Raw genomic sequence first — 17,636 nt, 5'->3', positions numbered from 1 at the left:
TGCCCGTGAGGCTTGATCCTATAACCCTGGATCTCAGCGAACTCAACACGCTACACAACAATCACACTCCCCACACACTCTACTTCTCCCCTTTGTGACCCTTTACAGTCTGACGACCATAGCGTCCTGGAACCACTCCTTCCCATCCCGAACAGGACAGTGAAACAGGTCCGCGCCGATGATAGTGCTCTTCGTGAGTGCGAAAGTAGGTCATCGTCAGACTACCCCACGCCAAAAAAGCCGCTCTCCAAACACAGGATGAGCGGCTTTTTTACGCCTATAGATCGGTATCGCGTCGGGCCGGATTTGTTGTATGTTCCTGTCAATCGCCCGCAAGCCGGCGTGTGCGCCTCGGAACGAGTCAGCTGCCGGAGTTGCGGCTCCATGTCCCGTCCAACTTCAAGGAGAAAGAAGATGCAACCAATCCGTTTGCGTAAGGCACAGGTGGTGGCCGCCCTTCTGGCGGGTCTGCTGGGTTGCGGATTTGCATATGCGGAGAAGCCCGATCATGCAGGCGGGGGCGGGAAGGGGGGGCATCATGAACGTGGCGAGAAAAAGCAAAGCGGAAAGGGTGGCGGGCAGCACGGGAACGACCGGGACGATCGGGGGGCCGCTGATCGTGATGGCCGTGATCACGGGGCTCGCTCGCGGGACGGTGGGGCGCGCCATGTAGTGACGCGCTTCGAGACGCGCGAGCGAACGGTGATTCGTGAGTATTTCTCGCGCGAAGGAGGGGCAGGTAGATGTCCTCCAGGGCTGGCGAAGAAAGGCAACGGCTGCATGCCTCCGGGTTTGGCGAAGAAATGGTCGGTTGGTCGGTCGTTACCAAGGGATGTGGTGTATTACGACCTGCCGCCCGCACTCGTCGTGGAACTCGGTGTGCCACCGGCGGGCCACAAGTTTGTGCGCGTTGCCGGGGATATTCTGATGATTGCTATCGGCACCAGCATGGTGGTGGATGCAATCGAGGATCTGGGTGGACTCTGATCGCGCGGAGGGCTATTGACCGAAGGGGGGGCGCAAAAATGGCGCGCGATTCGGCATTGACGGCGAAATCTGACGCGGTCGGAACACGGTGCGAGCTTGCTCAGCGAAGGAGCGACGAAGATTACATGCGCGCTGCACTGGAGCAGGCGCGCGAAGCGGGCAGCTGCGACGAAGTGCCGGTCGGGGCTGTCGTCGTCCTGGATGGCGAGATCATCGGCCGCGGCTTCAATCAGCCGATCGGCCGGCACGACCCCACCGCTCATGCGGAAGTGATGGCCCTGCGCGATGCGGCTGCCCGGCTCGGCAACTACCGGCTGCCAGGCTGCGAGTTGTTTGTGACGCTGGAGCCCTGCGCGATGTGCTGTGGTGCAATCATGCATTCACGCATTGCGCGGGTTGTGTTTGGCGCGCGGGACCCGAAGACGGGCGTTGGCGGAAGCGTTATCGACCTGTTCGCCGAGCCGCGCCTCAATCATCACGCGACGGTCGAGGGCGGGATGCTTGCCGATGAATGCGGCAGCTTGCTGTCGAGCTTCTTTGCCGCGCGCCGCCGGCGCACGCTGGTCGCATGAGTGCCATGCGCATCCATGTCGATCTCGGCGCGCAGCGTCTGGGGCTTTTCGGGACTGACGGTGCCTGCATCCGCCGCTACGCGGTGTCGACGGCCCTGAACGGTCCCGGGGAGGTCCGTGATAGCGGCTGCACTCCCCGCGGTTTACACCATATTCGCGCCAAGATTGGCGGCGCCGCAGCACGTGGGGCGGTTTTCCGTGGGCGACGTCCAACGGGTGAAATCTGGACGCCGGAGCTTGCCGCTGCAACTCCCGGGCGCGACTGGATCCTGTCACGCATCCTGTGGCTCCGCGGTGTTGAGCCCGGGCGAAACCGCCTCGGTAATGTCGACTCGATGCGTCGCTACATCTATATCCACGGCACGCCGGACGATCAACCGATGGGCGAGCCGCGCTCGCATGGCTGTATCCGTATGCGTAACGACGACGTGATCGAGCTATTTTCACTCGTCCCGCCCGGGACTCTGGTCGAAATCGCTGAAAATGCCGTTGGCGATCCGGTGGCGGCGATTCGTATCCAAGACTGGAGCACGGCGGCCGTGTTTGCGATGCCGCTGCGTGAGCAGGTGTTCGTGCGGGAGCAAGGGGTGCCGGCGGAGCTGGAGCGCGATGTTAATGATCCTTATTGCCGCCATGCGGTCGCGATCGGTGCATCGGGTCAGGTTATTGGTACCGGGCGCCTGCTGCCCGACGGTCATATCGGTCGTATGGCCGTGGCAGCGCAGTGGCGCAACCTCGGTGTCGGCGGGCAGATCCTGGAGGCCCTGGTTGCCGAGGCCGCCCGGCTCAGGTTTGGCGAGGTCGTGCTGAATGCGCAGATCGACGCAGTGAGCTTTTACTTGCGTCACGACTTTGTGCCCGAGGGTGAGGTGTTCGTTGAGGCAGGCATCCGCCACCGCACCATGCGCCGAGCGCTTTGAGGCTTTCAGTGGCTGGCCGAAGTGGTGAAGCGGTGGGTGACTTCGCTTGCGAATTCACCCGCTTCGGTCCAGGTCCACTCGTGGAATGTGACCACGCCGGCGCGATCCTCCAGGATCAAGGTGGAGCAGCGCGTTCCGTAGCCGGGAGCGCGGATGAACGCGGGTGACAGCCAGCGTTCCCAATCCTCGCTGACGCCGGTTTCCGGCAGATGGTGATCGGGTGCCGCTTCGTCGTCGCGCAATAGTTCGAGGAGGGGGCTCGCGTCCGGCAGATGGCCAAGTGCAGCGGTGAAGCGTTCGCGCGCCCGTTTCACCTTCGGCCAGGGCGTGTCGAGCACGTGGTTCGACAGGCCGTAAACGCCGGGGGCAAGCAGGCGCACCGACCCGGTCGTGCTTTCATGGATGCCGAGCTCCCGGCCGTCGCTGACCAGCAGATTGAAGGCCGCATACTGTGCACTTAGCCCGGCGACACTTTCGAGCCGCGCGGCTGCGTCATCCGATCCCGTGAGGCATTCGCGTACCAGTGTGCCCCGCGACGGTGCGCCCTGACGGTGCAGGGTCGGATCGCGATAGTTCGTCAGCGCCGCGAAGCGGCCACCGCGGCTCACCCCCATCCACGTCCCGCCCGCTTCGAGGTCGCGTCCGGCGAGCAGGTCGGGAGCGTCCGTCCACCAGTGGGCAGGGACCGCCGGACGTGCGAGGAACTCGTCGCGGTTGGCGGCGACGACCAGTGGATAGTCGGGGTGAGCGCGCCACCCGATGACGATCAGGCACATTCAACGAAGCGTTCAGTGTGACGCGCGGAGCCCGGCTCGACGATGCCGGCGACCCCGTGGGTTTCGGTCTCGATACGCAGTGCGGTTTCGAAGGCCTGCGGGTCGGCTACCCCCTCGTAAGCTTCCATCCATGTCACCGCGTCGTCGCGCCGCTCCATCAGCCGTCCCGCGACGCCCGTGCGCCGCTCCAGCGCGGCCTGCATCGCCCGCACGGTCGCCTCTGCGTCCTCGTGGCTGACATCGGCACGTACGCGGTAATAGACGTAGTAGTGGACACAGGCCGGCGCCTCGGACGTCATTTTTCGGGGAGTACGTAAGGCAGTTCGAGGAACTGCAGCCGCGGTCCTTGCGGGCTGCCCAGATGCACTTCTCCGGCTTCGGCGCTGCTTGTCTGCATCACGGCCAGCGCCTCGAAGCCGCCCGCGGGAGCGGGTGCGACATTCACCAGTTTGCCGGCCGACTGATTGCCGAATTCGGGGGTAAAGAGGTCTGATCCGGCGGCAGGACTGGCTTCGCCCGGTACATGCACGCGATACATGCGCTTCTTCAGTTTGCCGAGGTACTGCGTGCGTGCGACGATCTCCTGGCCGGGATAGCAACCCTTGTTGAAGCTGACGCCGCCGATGACTTCGAAGTTCAGCATCTGGGCGACGAATTCCTCCTGCGTCGTCGCGGTGATGAGGGGCAGGCCGGCGCGGATCATCGCGAGCTGCCAGGCAGCTGTTCCGGCTCTTGCTGCGCCGCTGGCGACCAGCTTTGCGAACACTTCGGGAGCTGTCGCAATCGGCACTGCGATGACGAGGTTGCGCTGGTCGAGACGGATGCAGCGCAGTTCTCCCGTTACGGACTGCGACATCGGCGCTACAGGAGCCGTGAGGCCCGCATTCGCCAACGCGGCGTCGGCCGAGGCGCCGCTGACGCCAATGAGGGCCGTGTCTGCCGTCGCGTCGGCGACTTTCACTTTACTGCGCAGCACGTACATCGACAGCTTCTTCTGCAGCGTGGGCTGGATGTCCGCGGACGCGGCGATCATCTGCCCGGTGGCGTCGTTCCACAGCAGCAGGCTCGCGAGCATGCGGCCCTTGGGCGTATTGAAACTGGACCACTGTGCGGCCAGAGGGCCGAGTTTCTTGACGTCGTTCGAGAGCAGGTTGTGCAGGAAGTTGACGGAGTCGTCGCCAGCGCTGCGAATCAGGCCGAGATGGACCAGGGGCACGACGACGGTGCCGGATTCCACCGCGCGCACTTCGGTTTCGGGCGTCTCGAAACAGATGCCGGAGTCTTCCAGCGTGGCGCCTTCGCGTACGAGAAATTCTGTCCAGAGCGTGTTCATGGGTGTATGTCGGGGCGGGGGAGGGGTTTGGATCGGGATGAAGTATTATAGGGCCCCGCAGACGCAATGGTTGCGGATCAAACATTCCCGGCAGACTCTCCGCCGCCGCGTTTCGCGGCCTGTCCTATTCGATGAAACCGCTTTTCGTTCGCCTGCTGATCACCGTCGCACTGGCCGTCATTGCGGTGTCCGTTGCCGGCTGGTGGTATGCGCAGCGGCCGCTCAAACTCGCCCAGCCCGTCGTCGACTTCACGGTCCAGCGCGGGCACACGATGCGCCAGGCGGCCGTGACGATCGCGGCAGCGGGGGTGGACGTCAGTCCCCGGTCGTTGTACTGGATCGCTCGCATCACGGGCAAGGCCGGGCGCATCATGGCTGGCAGCTATGAAGTGCATCAGGGCATCACGCCCTGGATGCTGATCCTGAAGCTGTCCAGCGGGGATGTCTCGCAGGCCGAGGTACGTTTCGTCGAAGGCTGGAATTTCAGGCAGATTCGCACTGCACTTGAGTCGAATCCCAATCTCCTCCAGGACACCGCCGGCCTTGGAGACATTGACATCCTGCGCATGATCGGCGCAACGGAAGCTCATCCGGAAGGTTTGTTCTTTCCCGATACCTATCTTTTCGACAAACAGTCGAGCGCCGTCGCCGTATTGCGTCGTGCCTACTCGGCAATGAAGCAGCGACTCGCGCAAGCCTGGGAGGGGCGCGATCCGCGCGTGCCGCTGAACTCACCCTATGAGGCATTGATCCTCGCATCGATCGTCGAGAAGGAAACGGGGCGACCGGAGGATCGCGGCCTGGTCGCCTCGGTCTTCGCGAATCGATTGCGCGTCGGCATGCGCTTGCAGACCGACCCTGCGGTGATCTATGGCTACGGCGAGGCGTTCGACGGACGCTTGCGGAAGTGGCACCTCGAAACCGATCATCTCTACAACACATACACCCGTGCGGGCCTGCCGCCGACCCCGATCGCGATGCCGGGGGCAGATTCGCTCAACGCCGCCGTTCACCCGGCTCGGACGGATTACCTGTACTTCGTTTCGCGTGGCGACGGGACCAGCGAGTTCTCGAGCAATCTCAATGACCACAACAAGGCGGTCAATCGTTATCAGCGGGGATCGGCAAATTGAACCAGACGGGCGCCCGCGGGTGTTTCATTACTTTTGAAGGCATAGACGGGGCGGGAAAGAGCAGCCAGATCGCGGCCGTCGTCGCGTTCCTCGAGGCACGCGGACTGAAGGTGGACCAGACGCGCGAACCGGGTGGCAGTGCCCTCGGCGAGAAGCTCCGCGAGTTGCTGTTGCATGAACCGATGCATCTGGAAACCGAGGCGATGCTGATGTTTGCCGCGCGCCGCGAACACCTGGCGGTACGCATCAAGCCGGCGCTCGAGGCCGGTAGCTGGGTCGTGTCGGACCGCTTTACCGATGCGACTTACGCGTATCAGGTCGGCGGACGCGGTCTCGACGCGGCAAAATTCGCTGCGCTGGAGCAATGGGTGCATCCCGGCTTCCAGCCCGACCTGACCCTGCTCTTCGACCTGCCGCCCGCAGTGGCTGCGGCGCGCGTCGCCAACACCGGTGCGGCACCGGACCGATTTGAACGAGAGCAACGCGACTTCTTCGAGCGGGTGCGCGAAGCCTACCTTCGACGCGCGCGCGCGGCGCCCGAGCGCATCCGCGTAGTCGTGGCCGATCGCCCGCCGGAGGAGATCCGCGCCGAGATCGAGGCCATTGTCGTGGAGCGCTTCTTCCGATGATCCATCCCTGGCTGCAGGAGACCTGGCAGAGGCTGGCCGGCCTCGGCGAGCGCCTACCGCACGCACTGCTCTTCGTCGGCCCGGAGGGGCTGGGCAAGCGCGACCTCGCCGACGCACTTGCGGCGCGCTTGCTGTGCGCTGCCCCTGCGGCGGACGGACATGCCTGCGGGCGGTGCGCTACGTGTCAGCTGAGGCTTTCGGGTAACCATCCGGACCTGCTGGTCGTCGTACCGGAGGCCGATGCGGTTTCGGAGGGCGAGGCCGCGGAAGGGGGCGAGGGCGCCGAGCCCGGTACGGGCAAGAAAAAATCCTCGCAGATCCGGATCGAGCAGATCCGCGACGTGCAGGAAGCCTTGGCCGTCACCGGGCACCAGAGCAGCCGGCGGTTGATTGTCATCGATCCCGCAGAAGCAATGAACGCCTTTACCGCCAACGCCCTGCTGAAGCTGCTCGAAGAGCCGCCGCAGGGTTGTGTCTTCCTGCTGGTCTCGTCGGCCCCGCGCCGGCTGCTGCCGACCATCCGCAGCCGTTGCCAGCAATGGAGTTTCTCGCGCCCTGCCGATGAGGTCGTTGCACGCTGGCTGGCAGGGCCGGATGCGCCGCCCGCGGATCTGCTCGCGCTCACCGGCGGGATGCCGCTGGCCGCCCAGCGCCTTGCGAAGAGCGGTGCGGCGGCACTGCTGCGGCGCTTCGTGAAGGACATCGCGGCGCTGCCGGCGGGTGATCCGCTGAAGCTCGCGGGCCAATGGGAAAGCTGGCTCAAGTCGAAGGAGGCCCTTGCCGCCGGCTTTGGCATGCCGCAGCTCGTCGAATGGCTGCAGCGCTGGATCACCGACCTCGCATCACTGCGCCTCGGTGGGCGCATACGCTTCTTCCCCGGCGAGGATGGTGTCATCGCTGCGCTTGCCCAACGCACGAGCGTGGCCGCTGTGACGAACTGCTACAATGAACTCGCCCGGATTCGCCGGGTCGCACAGCATCCGCTGAATGCAAGGCTGATGCTCGAAGATATGCTCCTGCGCTATGCGCGCGCCGTGACCGGAACCCGCCGATGAGCGAAGCTCCCAAGCCGAGCGTCGCACGCCCCAGCGTGCTGTCGCTGAACATCAACTCGAAGTCCGCGCTGTATGCGGCCTACATGCCCTTCCTCACCAACGGCGGCATCTTCGTGCCCACGCCGCGCGTACATGCGCTCGGGGACGAAGTCTTCATGCTGCTGCAGTTGATGGACGACCCGACCAAGCATCCTGTCGCGGCCACCGTCGTGTGGGTCACGCCCCATGGCGCGCAGGGCGGCAAGACCCAAGGCATCGGTGTGCATTTCAGTTCGGACGAATCCGGCAAGGCGCTGCGGGGACGCATCGAGCAGATCCTTGCCGGTCACCTCGGTTCGAACCGACCGACCCATACGCTCTGAAACTTCATCAATGTTCGTAGATTCACACTGTCATCTGGATTTTCCTGACCTTGCCGGACGTGAAGACGCGATCCTCGCCGCGATGGCCGAGCACCGCGTCGGCCATGCACTGTGCGTTTGTGTCAAGGTGGAAGACTTTCCCCGCGTGCTCGCACTCGCGGAACGGCACGCTCATCTGTGGGCGTCCGTGGGCGTCCACCCCGACAACGCTGGCGTCGAAGAACCGGACCTGGCGCGCCTGCTCGCCCTCGCGGATCACGCCAGGGTCGTCGCGATCGGCGAGACCGGGCTCGACTATTACTGGCAGAAGGACGCTCCCGAGTGGCAGCGCGAGCGCTTCCGTACCCACATCCGCGCCGCACGCAAATGTGGCAAGCCGCTCATCATCCATACCCGTTCGGCCGCGGACGACACCTTGCGCCTGATGCGCGAGGAGGCGGCTGGCGAGGCTGGCGGTGTCATGCATTGCTTCACCGAGTCGCGCGAGGTCGCCGAGGCGGCGCTGGATCTCGGGTTCTACATTTCCTTCTCGGGCATCGTCACATTCAAGAACGCCACGGAGCTGAAGGCGGTTGCGCAATATGTGCCGCTTGATCGCCTGCTCATCGAAACCGACGCCCCCTACCTTGCGCCGGTTCCCCATCGTGGCAGGACCAACGAGCCCGCCTGGGTCGTCCATGTCGCCGAGGAGATCGCGCGCCTGCGCAACGAACCCCTCGAACGCATCGAAATCGCCACCACCGAAAACTTCTTCCGCCTGTTCCGCCATGCCCAAGCCCATTGAATCGATCAAGCGTCTCGTAGTCTCCGCCGTCCTCGTCAGTTCCCTGTGCAGCACTGCAGTACTTGCGGACAGCTACGAAGACGCGCTCAGTTCGGCGCGGCGAGGCGACACGCCGCAGCTCATGCAGCTCATCGCCCGTGGCGTGGATCCGGACACCGTCGACGCCCAAGGCAGTTCACTACTGATGCTCGCCGCACGGGAGGGCAATCTCGATACGGTGAGGGAGCTTCTCAAGCATCGCCCGAAGGTGTCACTGCGCAACATGGCCGGCGACTCGGCGCTGATGCTGGCGGTGCTGAAGGGTGAAACGGCTGTTGTCGACGTCCTCCTCCAGGCCGGCGCCGAAGTGAACCACGACGGATGGACGCCACTCATGTACGCGGCCTTCGAGGGACACACCGAGATCGCCGATCGGCTGCTCGCGCGCAATGCGGACGTCGGTGCGCTGGCGCCGAATGGTTCCAGCGCGTTGATGCTGGCGGCGCGTAACGGTCACATCGACGTCGTTCGCCGCCTGCTGAAGGCCGGTGCCGATCTCGACCGGAAGAACGACGCCGGCTTCACTGCCGAGAGCTGGGCGCTGGAAAACGGGAATACCGACATTGCCGGGCTGCTGCGTGCGGAACGCGAACGCCGACAGGCCGCCGGGGCGCGTTGAACGGATAATTATCGGACGGGCGGCGCGGGCCAGCGTGCCTCACGTTCCCGCGCGGCGGTTCGCAGCGCGGGGGCGAAGCGGGCCGCAGTCGTGATCGTCGTCGCGTGGATGGCGACGGTGTCGTCGATTTTTCGCGCGTAACCGCCCGCCATCACGATCGCTACCGGCGTGCCGTGCTCGACGCAGTGTCGCAGCACCATCTCGTCCCGCGCGGCCAGCCCCTCGAAGCTTAGTCCAAGACGGCCCAGGCGGTCGTCGCGATACGGGTCGGCACCGGCAAGGTAGATCGCGAGGTCCGGCTGCATCGCCGCGAAAACCTGCTCCAGGCCGCCGTAAAGCGCTGCGAGATAGATCGCATCCCCCGTGCCGTCGGGAAGTTCGATGTCCAGACTGGATGCCGCTTTCCGGAAGGGAAAATTCTTTTCCCCGTGAAGGCTCAGCGTGAACACGTCCGGTTCGCCTGCGAAGATCGTGGCGGTACCGTCTCCTTGATGCACGTCACAGTCGATGATCGCCACCGTACGTACCCGGCGTTCGGCGCGCATCGCCAGCGCAGCGATGGCCGAGTCGTTGAACACGCAGAAACCCGAGCCGAAATCGCGGTGGGCATGATGCGTTCCGCCGGCGAGGTTCGCAGCGCAACCGTCGACGAGTGCATGCCTGCATGCGGCAAGCGTCGCCCCGGCCGAGCGTCGCGAGCGCTCCACCATCTGTTCGGACCACGGGAAGCCGATCCGACGCTGCTCGGCAGGATCCAGCGTGCCGTGCGCGACGCGCTTGAGGTAGTCTGCATCGTGTGCGCGCAGAATCTCCACGTCGCTGGCCGCCGCGGGAACCGCAAAGTCTGCATGCGAGAACCTTCCGCTGTGTGTGAGGCGCTCACGCAGACGAGAATATTTTTCCATCGGGAAGCGGTGCCCCTCAGGCAGAGGCAGGACGAAATGGTCGGCGTAGAACAGTTTCACGCAGCAATTCCTTTGCGGGTGTCGGCGGACGAGCGGTAAGGATTCGCGAGATCGACGCGCGGCACGATGCCTATTAAACTCGGAGTGTTCCCCGACAGACAAACGCATTGCAAACCTGCGTCGACAGGTGAGGCCATGAGCATCCCCGAAAAAATCCGCCAGTGCCACCCTGCGTTGACCGCGCTGCGGCGCGACATCCACGCCCATCCCGAACTCGCATTCGAAGAGCACCGCACTGCAGACCTCGTCGCGCGCCGCCTCGAAGCCCTGGGCGTCGAGGTGCATCGCGGCCTTGGCGGCACCGGTGTCGTCGGCGTGCTCAAGGCAGGGCGCAGCCTGCGTGCCATCGGCCTGCGCGCCGACATGGATGCCCTGCCGATCCAGGAGCGCAACGATTTCGCTCACGTTTCCCTGCACGCAGGCTGCATGCATGCGTGCGGCCATGACGGTCACACGACGATGCTGCTCGGCGCTGCCGAGGTGCTGGCTGCCCACCCCGACTTCGACGGCACCGCGTATTTCATCTTCCAGCCGGCGGAAGAAGGCGAGGGCGGCGCCGACGCGATGGTCGATGACGGCCTTTTCGACCGATTCCCCATGGCCTCCATCTTCGGCATGCATAACTGGCCGGGCCTGCCAACGGGCCATTTCGCCGTGCACGACGGGCCCGTGATGGCGAGCGCCGACCGCTTCGACATCGAAATCTGTGGTCAGGGCGCACATGGTGCGATGCCGCACCTCGGCACCGACTCGATCATCGCCGGGGCTGCACTGGTGCAGGCGCTTCAGACCGTCGTCAGCCGCACGCTCGATCCGCTGGATTCAGCCGTCGTGTCCGTGACGCAGTTTCATGCTGGCGAAGCCTACAACGTCATTCCGGATCGGGCGAAACTGTGTGGCACCGTGCGTGCATTCAGCGCGGCAGTGCAGGACCGTATCGAGGCGACTATCTCCCGTATCGGCGGGGGCGTCGCTGCGAGTCACGGGGTCAGTGTCGAGGTCGATTACCGCCGCGGCTACCCGCCGACGATCAACACCGCCGATGAGGCAGCGTTCTGTGCCGCAGTGGCCGGTAGTCTGCCCGGCGCCAGCGTCCTGACGGATCTGCCGCCGAGCATGGGGGCCGAGGATTTCGCCTTCTACCTGCGCCACAAGCCGGGCTGCTACGTGTGGATAGGTAATGGTCCCGGCGAAGGCGGCTGCACGCTCCACAATCCGCACTACGACTTCAACGACGCCATCATTCCGTTCGGCGTCGCCTACTGGGTCGAACTTGTGCGGCGCCTGCTGCCCAAAACCTGAACCTTTGACGGCCTGCGCCGTCCACGTACGATGAATACATTACGCCTCGCCCTGCGCATGACGATGCGCGATCTGCGGGCGGGGGAGCTTCACCTGCTGGGCCTCGCCATCGTGGTTGCGGTGGCCTGCCTGACCAGTGTGGGCTTTCTCGCCGATCGTGTCGCTCGCGGACTCGATCGCGAAGCAAATCAGTTGATGGGCGGGGACTTGCTGTTGCGCGCCGATCATCCGTGGGATGAGAGCTATCGCCGCGAGGCCGAGAGGCAGGGGCTGCAGCAAACGGGCACCGTCCTGTTTACCAGCATGGTGAGTACCGAACACGCCGCCCAGCTTGCCGGGGTGAAGGCCGTCGGCGCGGCTTACCCGCTGCGCGGGCACGTCCGTGTCGCTGCGGGCCCCAATCAGGCGGATGCCATCATCGATCGCATCCCGGAACGGGGCGAGGTCTGGCTCGACGAACGGCTGCTAGCTACGCTCGGTGTCGTGGTTGGCGATCGCGTCGGTCTGGGGCGTCTCGAGTTCAGGGTAGGGGGGATGCTGACTTTCGAGTCGGATCGGGGCGCCAATTTCTTCAGTCTTCTTCCCCGCGCGATCTTCAATGCCGACGATCTTGCCGAGTCGGGTCTTCTGATCCAGGGCAGCCGGGCTACCTGGCGGCTGCATGTTGCAGGTGAGCCGGATGCGGTCGCGGCATTCGAGCGCTGGGCGAAAACCCGGCTGGGACGCGGCGAAGCGCTCGAAAGTATCGAGAATGCGCGACCCGAGGTGCGCAATGCTCTGGATCAGGCCCAGCGTTTTCTGCGCCTTGCTTCGTTGCTTACCGTGATCCTGGCTGCCGTCGCAATCGGCATGTCGGCGCGACGTTACATGCAGCGCCACCTCGACGCCTGCGCCGTGATGCGTTGCCTTGGGGCGCGTCAGGTCCAACTGATGTGGTTAGTCATCGCTGAGTTCGCGCTGTTCGGTCTGGTCGCCGCCTCGTTCGGGTCGATCCTGGGGTGGGGCGTGCAGCAGGGGCTGGCCCTGATCCTGACAGAGCTCATGGGAACGACGCTGCCTTCGCCCTCGCCGGTCCCGTTCGTACATGGAATTGCGGTCGGCGTCGTGCTGTTGATCGGATTCGTGTTACCGCAGATCATACGTCTCGGGCGTGTTTCAACCCTCAGGGTCTTGCGACGCGAGATCGTGCTTGTGGAGCGTCGCAGCTCGTTTGCGTGGCTTGCCGGCGCCGCCGCGCTGCTCGCGCTGGTGTTCTGGATCGCTGGCGAACTGCGTCTCGGGCTCCAGGTCTCCGGCGGCTTCGCCTGCGCGCTGATCTTGTTTGCCGCTGCAGCATGGGGCGCCCTGCGCCTTCTAAACCGCACACGCGGGGGGGCTATGCTTGGGGGCAGTGGCTGGCGCCATGGCATTGCCTCCCTGGTGCGCCGCACCGGCGCGAGCGTCGTGCAGATTGTTGCGCTTGGCCTGGGGATGACGGCTCTGTTGTTGCTGACGATCGTGCGCGGCGATTTGCTCGACGACTGGCGGGCGATGACCCCGCCCGATGCGCCCAACCGCTTCATCATCAACATTCAGCCGGACCAGCGGGACGCCATGGCGGCGTTTTTCGGACAGGCGGGGTTGGGCGAGCCCGATATTCGACCGATGATCCGTGGACGGCTCGAAGCCATCAACGGGATTGACGTAAAGCCTGAAGGCTACGAAAACGCACGCACGAGACGTCTTGCTGAGCGCGAATTCAACCTGAGTTACGGTAGCCGCTTGCCCGAAGGTAACGTCGTCGTGGCGGGCCGGTGGCACGACTCGGGAAAGAGTCCGCAGTTTTCCGTCGAGCAGGGGTTGGCCGAGACGTTTTCGCTGAAGCTTGGCGATCGCGTGCGCTTCAATGTCGCCGGGCGCAGTGTCGAGGCGCCGATCACGAGCATACGGGAACTCGAGTGGGATTCGATGCGGGTGAATTTCTTCTTCATCGCTTCGCCCGGCCTGCTCGAGGGCGACCCCGCAAGCCTTATCACCAGTTTCCGGGCCCCCCAGGGCGATCAACGATTCACCGCTGAACTGGTGAGACGCCTTCCGAATCTGTCGGTGATCGACATCGATGCTGTGATCGCCCAGGTGCGCTCGATGACCGACAAGCTCGTCCTCATCGTGGAGTTCGTGTTCGTCTTCTCGTTGATCGCCGGATTTCTCGTGCTGTTTGCCGCGCTGCAGTCAACGCACGACGAGCGTGATTACGAGCTTGCCATGTTGCGTACCCTGGGGGCGAGCAACCGGCAGGTACGTCAGGCGCTGCTGGCCGAATTCGCCGTGCTCTCTGCTGTGGCGTGCGGGTTCGCAGCAATTGTAGCCGGTGCGGGTGGGTGGGGCATTGCGCGTTATGCGTTCAAAATGCCGTATGTTCCTGATGTGTGGCTGATCGTCCTGGCGACGCTCGGTGGGGGGGCTGCTGTCCTGGCTGCGGGGTGGTTCGGGACCCGAAAACTGCTCGACCGTCCGCCGATGGCAAGCCTGCGTCGGCTTGCCTGATTCAGATAGGCTGAATAAATGTGTCCAAAAGAATTTCTCGAAACAAAGACATTGTCCTGATCCCGATTTCTGGAAACGAGAAAGGCGCCCCTCGAAGAAGGGCGCCTTTCTGTTCTGTGGGCTGCTTACTTGCTTACTTGACGTGACAGGTGAGGCAGATCTGGCTGCCATCCGCGGTTACGCGCAGGAAGGTCGGAAGAAAAGTTCCGCCAGTGCCCGGTACTCCGTGCGGATCGTGGCAGGACGCGCATTCGACTTCATAGCCTTGTCCGGAGTCGAAGAAGCGGATTTCGTCCTTCGACGGCCTGTTGTTGCCGTCCCTGTCGAAGTACTTCATGTTTCCACGAATTCCGCCCGGTACGTTCCAGTCACTGCCGCTCGGCAACTTCACGCCGACGGGGTGATCGTTGGAGAGGTCCGTGCCGATCGCAGCTGCACTGAAGTCCGGTGCTCCGATTTCGGTACCGGGGTTGTGACACGACAGACAGCCGGTCTTGCTCAGGGAGTTATGCGACGTGGCATCGACGACCGCCCGTGCGGACTTGGGCCAGCCGTTGAGGAACGTGTTGCTCGGGCTTGTCGCCATATCGGTCCAGTAGCGATCGGGGCCGGTTCCGGGCATGTTGACGATCGAGTCGATCGCGGTCTGACCGTCATGGCACGAGAGGCAGGTCAGCGAGTTCGGGCCAGGTTGCGTCGTTTCGCCGCTGAGCGTCTGCTGGTTGTACAGCGTGTAGGTCGTTGCCCGGACCACACGGTTCCACAGCGGAGCGGCGATGGTCGTGTTCGCGGCGTGTGGCGTATGACAGTAGACGCAAATCTCGTTGTAATCGTTTCGTACGAAGTCCATCATTTCGGCCGCCGGGCCGCTTCCGGAGTTTGGCCGCTGCGTCATGTTGTGGCGTGTGTTGCCGATGGTTCCCTGGCCCGAGAATTTGCTCGGAAGGTCGCCGTCGGCCTGAACGCTGCCAGCGGACAGCATGCTGCCCAGCAGGACGGAAAGTGCACGTGTTGTTAAATGCATGGCGTGGTGCATCCCCTTGTTTGAACGACTGATCATTGTTGGTTGCCCGGAAGGGCAAATGCTTTATGAATGAATAAAGCAAAAATCCAGCCAAGCGATTCGTCGTTGAGGATGCGCCTATTTCGTGCCCGTCGGACGGTAGACCTCGATCTTGCGGTGGTAGTGATCGGAGATGTAGAGGCGGCCCGTTTCATCCGCTGCAATCCCCGCGATGAGGCCGAACTGTCCCGGTTGATCCCGCAGTCCGGATGCGCCGATCCACATCAACAAGTCGCCGGTGGGGCTGAACAACTGGACGTTGTTGAACGATGCGTCGGAGACATAAATCCGTCCCTCGTGGTCCGTGGCAATGCTGCGTGGCCTTGAGAATTGGCCCAGTCCGTTGCCTACGCTGCCGAAGTGCAACTTGTAATTGCCGTCGAGATCGAACGCCTGAATCCGAAAATTCCCGGAATCGAGAACAAGGAGGGTCCCAGAGGGGGTCACGGTTGCTGCAAGGGGCATGTTGAGTTTACCCGGCGCACGTCCTCGCGGCCCGATTCTGAACAGCTCCGCGCCGTCGGGGGCGTACGCGATGATCTTGTGGTCATCCCCTTCGACGCTACCGCGATCGACGACGAAGATCTTCTTTCCATCCTTGCTGACGGCTACCCCCGCTGCACGCGTCCAGTCCTTGCCGTTGCCAACGGAATATCTGAAGAGCCCGACCGCATCGTAGACCATGACTTTGCCAAGAATCGAATCCAGGACGTACAGGTCGCCCTGTCCGTCGATGGCCATGGATATCGGGCGCAGGATGTGGTTCGGTTCGCGAACACCGATCTTGTAGGCGCGGGCACGCGGTACATCGAACACGATGATTGCGTTGATCGCGGGGTCGGCGACGTAGACTCGTCCATTTCTCGCAGCCAGCGCTGCCGGTTTGCGGTACACAGGTTCCGCTGTCGGGGCTGACCTGCCGGTCAGCGTCCTCTTCAGGCGCTCGTCATCGGTTTCCTTGCGGATACTGGCTTCCGAGGTGAGTCGCGTTTCATAGATGAAACGCGGATCGTCAGGAGGGGCGGGCCATTCAAGCTGGATCGTGGACTCGTCTTCGGTTGCCGACGCCAACTTCTCGGCGGTGCAGCCCCCGAGTGTGATCGACAGGATCAGGGAAAGGGCGCCTGCAAGGATCTGGCGCTTGGTCGGGATGGGGTGGAGAAGGATTTGTGGACGGAGGAGTGCATGCATGATGCGTGGAATTTGCAGCGATCGGGGGGCGTGAGCCATAACCGCCGTGGGTTCTGACGCCGGCGGTCATGCGGGATTGACGCAGGATGATAGCGGATGGTCGAATGACGTCCAACTTGCCGCATATCCGTTCTGCATGGCAAGCTTGAGCGGTCTGTGCAAGCACCGGCCGTGAGTCTCCGAGGAGGCCCAAAACGTCCGGGGTCTTGCGGGTCAAAGCAAGATCGATGCCGCCGCGATGCGGCGACGAACTCCGTTATCCGCCGATGTACGACATTTCGATCTTTTGCAGACGAACGGTGTTGGCGGTGCGGATTTCCGAATAACGGTCCTCGCGCTGCTGCCAGACGGTTGCAATCGCGTGATCGAGTCCGGAATCGCTCGCCCCGGTGCGCAAGAGGGTGCGCAGATCATGGCCGCTTTGGGCGAAGAGGCAGGTGTAGAGCTTGCCCTCCGTGGAGAGACGGATGCGGGTGCAGGTCGAGCAGAAGGCCTGTGTCACCGACGAGATGACGCCGATCTCCCCGCCCCCATCGCAGTAACGCCAGCGCTCGGCGACCTCGCCCGTGTAGTTGGGCTCGATCTGTTCGACGGGAAACACGCTGTGAATCCGTTCGATGATTTCGCGTGATGGGACAACCGCATTCATTTCCCATCCGTTCGAACTGCCAACGTCCATGAATTCGATGAATCGCAGGATGTGGCCGGTGCCGCGGAAATGGCGCGCCATCTCGATCACGCCATGGTCGTTTACGCCACGCTTGACGACCATGTTGACCTTGATCGGGCCGAATCCGGCTTCCTCCGCCGCGGCAATGCCCTTGAGGACTGCGGAAACCGGGTAGTCGGCGTCGTTCATTTTGCGGAATGTCGCGTCGTCGATCGCGTCCAGGCTCACGGTTACGCGATGCAGGCCGGCGGCCCGCAGTATGCGGGCCAGCTTGGGCAACAGTACGCCGTTGGTGGTCAGGGTGAGCTCGACGTCGGGGATCTCGGCTAGCTGGGCAATGAGATTCTCCACGTGCTTGCGCAGCAGGGGTTCGCCGCCGGTGATGCGGATCTTGCGCACGCCGCGGGCCGCAAAGAGCCGCGCGACACGAGTGATCTCCTCGAACGACAGCAGTTCCTTGCGGGCGAGGAAGGCGTGGTCCGCGCCGAAAACCTCGCGCGGCATGCAGTAGATGCAGCGGAAGTTGCAACGATCGGTAACGGAGATGCGCAGGTCGTGAACGGCGCGGCCGCGTTTGTCCAGAAGGGGCGCTCCGGCTGGTGGGAGCTCGTCGGTGGTGGGCGGCAGCATCCCGCTGGCGGGGTAGATCGGGATCGATTTCATCGGATGACTGGCTGAAGTGGCCTCAAATGCTGCATGCTGTGGGTGCC

General features: G+C 63.7%; 18 protein-coding genes, 1 rRNA gene and 1 pseudogene. 13 read left to right on the top strand and 7 right to left on the bottom strand.

All coding sequences use genetic code 11. From position 1 onward, the window contains the following. The first annotated feature begins 108 nt into the window (after positions 1 to 108). The 5 genes and pseudogenes from rrf (at position 109) to F464_RS31440 (ending at position 2,479) form a co-directional block, all read left to right on the top strand. Positions 109 to 222 (top strand): 5S ribosomal RNA (gene rrf / locus F464_RS0123790). Between the two features lie 192 nt (positions 223 to 414). Further along, positions 415 to 987: a hypothetical protein gene (locus tag F464_RS0123785; RefSeq protein WP_026296276.1), complete on the top strand. Its 573-nt coding sequence runs from the start codon at positions 415 to 417 to the stop codon at positions 985 to 987. Positions 988 to 1,043: 56 nt separating this feature from the next. Further along, positions 1,044 to 1,559, top strand: a complete 516-nt coding sequence (gene tadA / locus F464_RS0123780; protein WP_228217734.1) for a tRNA adenosine(34) deaminase TadA — start codon at positions 1,044 to 1,046, stop codon at positions 1,557 to 1,559. Between the two features lie 5 nt (positions 1,560 to 1,564). Continuing rightward, positions 1,565 to 2,041: pseudogene (locus F464_RS31445) on the top strand (L,D-transpeptidase family protein); the annotation flags it as partial. Positions 2,042 to 2,107: 66 nt separating this feature from the next. Next, positions 2,108 to 2,479, top strand: a complete 372-nt coding sequence (locus tag F464_RS31440; RefSeq protein ID WP_198292328.1) for a GNAT family N-acetyltransferase — start codon at positions 2,108 to 2,110, stop codon at positions 2,477 to 2,479. A gap of 5 nt (positions 2,480 to 2,484) precedes the next feature. Here the strand turns inward: F464_RS31440 and F464_RS0123770 are convergent, their stop codons facing one another. From F464_RS0123770 to ygfZ, 3 genes are read right to left on the bottom strand one after another with little or no spacing between them, the layout of a single operon-like run. Then, the gene (locus tag F464_RS0123770) at positions 2,485 to 3,255 is read right to left on the bottom strand and encodes an NRDE family protein (RefSeq protein ID WP_018992361.1); all 771 of its coding nucleotides are present in this window, start codon (positions 3,253 to 3,255) and stop codon (positions 2,485 to 2,487) included. Continuing rightward, positions 3,246 to 3,554 carry a DUF4936 family protein gene (locus tag F464_RS0123765; RefSeq protein WP_018992360.1) on the bottom strand — a complete coding sequence of 103 codons (309 nt, stop codon included), beginning with the start codon at positions 3,552 to 3,554 and terminating at the stop codon, positions 3,246 to 3,248. Before F464_RS0123765 ends, F464_RS0123770 begins: the two co-directional genes overlap by 10 nt. Beyond that, positions 3,551 to 4,588, bottom strand: a complete 1,038-nt coding sequence (gene ygfZ / locus F464_RS0123760; RefSeq protein WP_018992359.1) for a CAF17-like 4Fe-4S cluster assembly/insertion protein YgfZ — start codon at positions 4,586 to 4,588, stop codon at positions 3,551 to 3,553. Before ygfZ ends, F464_RS0123765 begins: the two co-directional genes overlap by 4 nt. Before the next feature lie 131 nt (positions 4,589 to 4,719). On the opposite strand from ygfZ, the gene mltG reads away from it, so the two are divergent. From mltG to F464_RS0123730, 6 genes are read left to right on the top strand one after another with little or no spacing between them, the layout of a single operon-like run. Continuing rightward, positions 4,720 to 5,721 (top strand): endolytic transglycosylase MltG, encoded by a 1,002-nt coding sequence (gene mltG / locus F464_RS0123755; protein WP_018992358.1) that lies wholly within the window; start codon positions 4,720 to 4,722, stop codon positions 5,719 to 5,721. Continuing rightward, positions 5,718 to 6,350: a dTMP kinase gene (tmk, locus tag F464_RS0123750; protein ID WP_018992357.1), complete on the top strand. Its 633-nt coding sequence runs from the start codon at positions 5,718 to 5,720 to the stop codon at positions 6,348 to 6,350. The genes mltG and tmk overlap by 4 nt, the downstream gene beginning before the upstream one ends. Continuing rightward, positions 6,347 to 7,405, top strand: coding sequence for a DNA polymerase III subunit delta' (gene holB / locus F464_RS0123745; RefSeq protein ID WP_018992356.1), 1,059 nt, complete (start codon positions 6,347 to 6,349; stop codon positions 7,403 to 7,405). The genes tmk and holB overlap by 4 nt, the downstream gene beginning before the upstream one ends. After that, a complete protein-coding gene (locus F464_RS0123740; RefSeq protein ID WP_018992355.1) occupies positions 7,402 to 7,767 on the top strand; it encodes a PilZ domain-containing protein in 366 nt (121 codons plus the stop codon). Before holB ends, F464_RS0123740 begins: the two co-directional genes overlap by 4 nt. Positions 7,768 to 7,777: 10 nt before the next feature. Continuing rightward, complete coding sequence (locus tag F464_RS0123735; protein WP_018992354.1) at positions 7,778 to 8,551, top strand: TatD family hydrolase; 774 nt, start codon at positions 7,778 to 7,780, stop codon at positions 8,549 to 8,551. Then, positions 8,535 to 9,209: an ankyrin repeat domain-containing protein gene (locus F464_RS0123730; protein ID WP_018992353.1), complete on the top strand. Its 675-nt coding sequence runs from the start codon at positions 8,535 to 8,537 to the stop codon at positions 9,207 to 9,209. Before F464_RS0123735 ends, F464_RS0123730 begins: the two co-directional genes overlap by 17 nt. 8 nt (positions 9,210 to 9,217) lie before the next feature. Here F464_RS0123730 and F464_RS0123725 read toward each other — a convergent pair whose 3' ends face one another. Next, the gene (locus F464_RS0123725) at positions 9,218 to 10,174 is read right to left on the bottom strand and encodes a histone deacetylase family protein (protein ID WP_018992352.1); all 957 of its coding nucleotides are present in this window, start codon (positions 10,172 to 10,174) and stop codon (positions 9,218 to 9,220) included. Between the two features lie 135 nt (positions 10,175 to 10,309). Between F464_RS0123725 and F464_RS0123720 the strand changes: the two genes are divergently transcribed. Then, positions 10,310 to 11,476: a M20 aminoacylase family protein gene (locus F464_RS0123720; RefSeq protein WP_018992351.1), complete on the top strand. Its 1,167-nt coding sequence runs from the start codon at positions 10,310 to 10,312 to the stop codon at positions 11,474 to 11,476. Between the two features lie 30 nt (positions 11,477 to 11,506). Next, complete coding sequence (locus tag F464_RS0123715) at positions 11,507 to 14,002, top strand: ABC transporter permease (protein ID WP_026296275.1); 2,496 nt, start codon at positions 11,507 to 11,509, stop codon at positions 14,000 to 14,002. 133 nt (positions 14,003 to 14,135) lie between these two features. On the opposite strand, the gene F464_RS0123710 is transcribed toward F464_RS0123715, so the two are convergent. The 3 genes from F464_RS0123710 to moaA all read right to left on the bottom strand — a co-directional run bounded on the left by F464_RS0123710 (position 14,136) and on the right by moaA (position 17,589). Continuing rightward, on the bottom strand, positions 14,136 to 15,062 hold the full coding sequence (locus tag F464_RS0123710) for a cytochrome c3 family protein (protein WP_228217721.1): 927 nt from the start codon (positions 15,060 to 15,062) through the stop codon (positions 14,136 to 14,138). Between the two features lie 81 nt (positions 15,063 to 15,143). Then, positions 15,144 to 16,256 (bottom strand): NHL repeat-containing protein, encoded by a 1,113-nt coding sequence (locus F464_RS0123705; RefSeq protein ID WP_018992348.1) that lies wholly within the window; start codon positions 16,254 to 16,256, stop codon positions 15,144 to 15,146. 256 nt (positions 16,257 to 16,512) lie between these two features. Next, positions 16,513 to 17,589, bottom strand: coding sequence for a GTP 3',8-cyclase MoaA (gene moaA / locus F464_RS0123700; protein WP_018992347.1), 1,077 nt, complete (start codon positions 17,587 to 17,589; stop codon positions 16,513 to 16,515). Positions 17,590 to 17,636: the final 47 nt, after the last annotated feature.

This window comes from Aromatoleum toluclasticum ATCC 700605 (assembly GCF_000378245.1).
Lineage (GTDB): Bacteria > Pseudomonadota > Gammaproteobacteria > Burkholderiales > Rhodocyclaceae > Aromatoleum > Aromatoleum toluclasticum.
The sequence above is the reverse complement of the archived record's forward strand: the minus strand, read 5'-3'. Positions and strand labels throughout refer to the sequence as shown.

Bases quoted from the DNA above. Each gene is read 5' to 3' on its own strand.
- F464_RS0123785 (WP_026296276.1), top strand. From the start codon at position 415: ATGCAACCAATCCGTTTGCGTAAGGCACAGGTGGTGGCCGCCCTTCTG.
- F464_RS31440 (WP_198292328.1), top strand. From the start codon at position 2,108: ATGCCGCTGCGTGAGCAGGTGTTCGTGCGGGAGCAAGGGGTGCCGGCG.
- F464_RS0123770 (WP_018992361.1), bottom strand. From the start codon at position 3,255: ATGTGCCTGATCGTCATCGGGTGGCGCGCTCACCCCGACTATCCACTG.
- F464_RS0123765 (WP_018992360.1), bottom strand. From the start codon at position 3,554: ATGACGTCCGAGGCGCCGGCCTGTGTCCACTACTACGTCTATTACCGC.
- ygfZ (WP_018992359.1), bottom strand. From the start codon at position 4,588: ATGAACACGCTCTGGACAGAATTTCTCGTACGCGAAGGCGCCACGCTG.
- mltG (WP_018992358.1), top strand. From the start codon at position 4,720: ATGAAACCGCTTTTCGTTCGCCTGCTGATCACCGTCGCACTGGCCGTC.
- holB (WP_018992356.1), top strand. From the start codon at position 6,347: ATGATCCATCCCTGGCTGCAGGAGACCTGGCAGAGGCTGGCCGGCCTC.
- F464_RS0123740 (WP_018992355.1), top strand. From the start codon at position 7,402: ATGAGCGAAGCTCCCAAGCCGAGCGTCGCACGCCCCAGCGTGCTGTCG.
- F464_RS0123735 (WP_018992354.1), top strand. From the start codon at position 7,778: ATGTTCGTAGATTCACACTGTCATCTGGATTTTCCTGACCTTGCCGGA.
- F464_RS0123730 (WP_018992353.1), top strand. From the start codon at position 8,535: ATGCCCAAGCCCATTGAATCGATCAAGCGTCTCGTAGTCTCCGCCGTC.
- F464_RS0123720 (WP_018992351.1), top strand. From the start codon at position 10,310: ATGAGCATCCCCGAAAAAATCCGCCAGTGCCACCCTGCGTTGACCGCG.
- F464_RS0123715 (WP_026296275.1), top strand. From the start codon at position 11,507: ATGAATACATTACGCCTCGCCCTGCGCATGACGATGCGCGATCTGCGG.
- F464_RS0123710 (WP_228217721.1), bottom strand. From the start codon at position 15,062: ATGATCAGTCGTTCAAACAAGGGGATGCACCACGCCATGCATTTAACA.
- F464_RS0123705 (WP_018992348.1), bottom strand. From the start codon at position 16,256: ATGCATGCACTCCTCCGTCCACAAATCCTTCTCCACCCCATCCCGACC.
- moaA (WP_018992347.1), bottom strand. From the start codon at position 17,589: ATGAAATCGATCCCGATCTACCCCGCCAGCGGGATGCTGCCGCCCACC.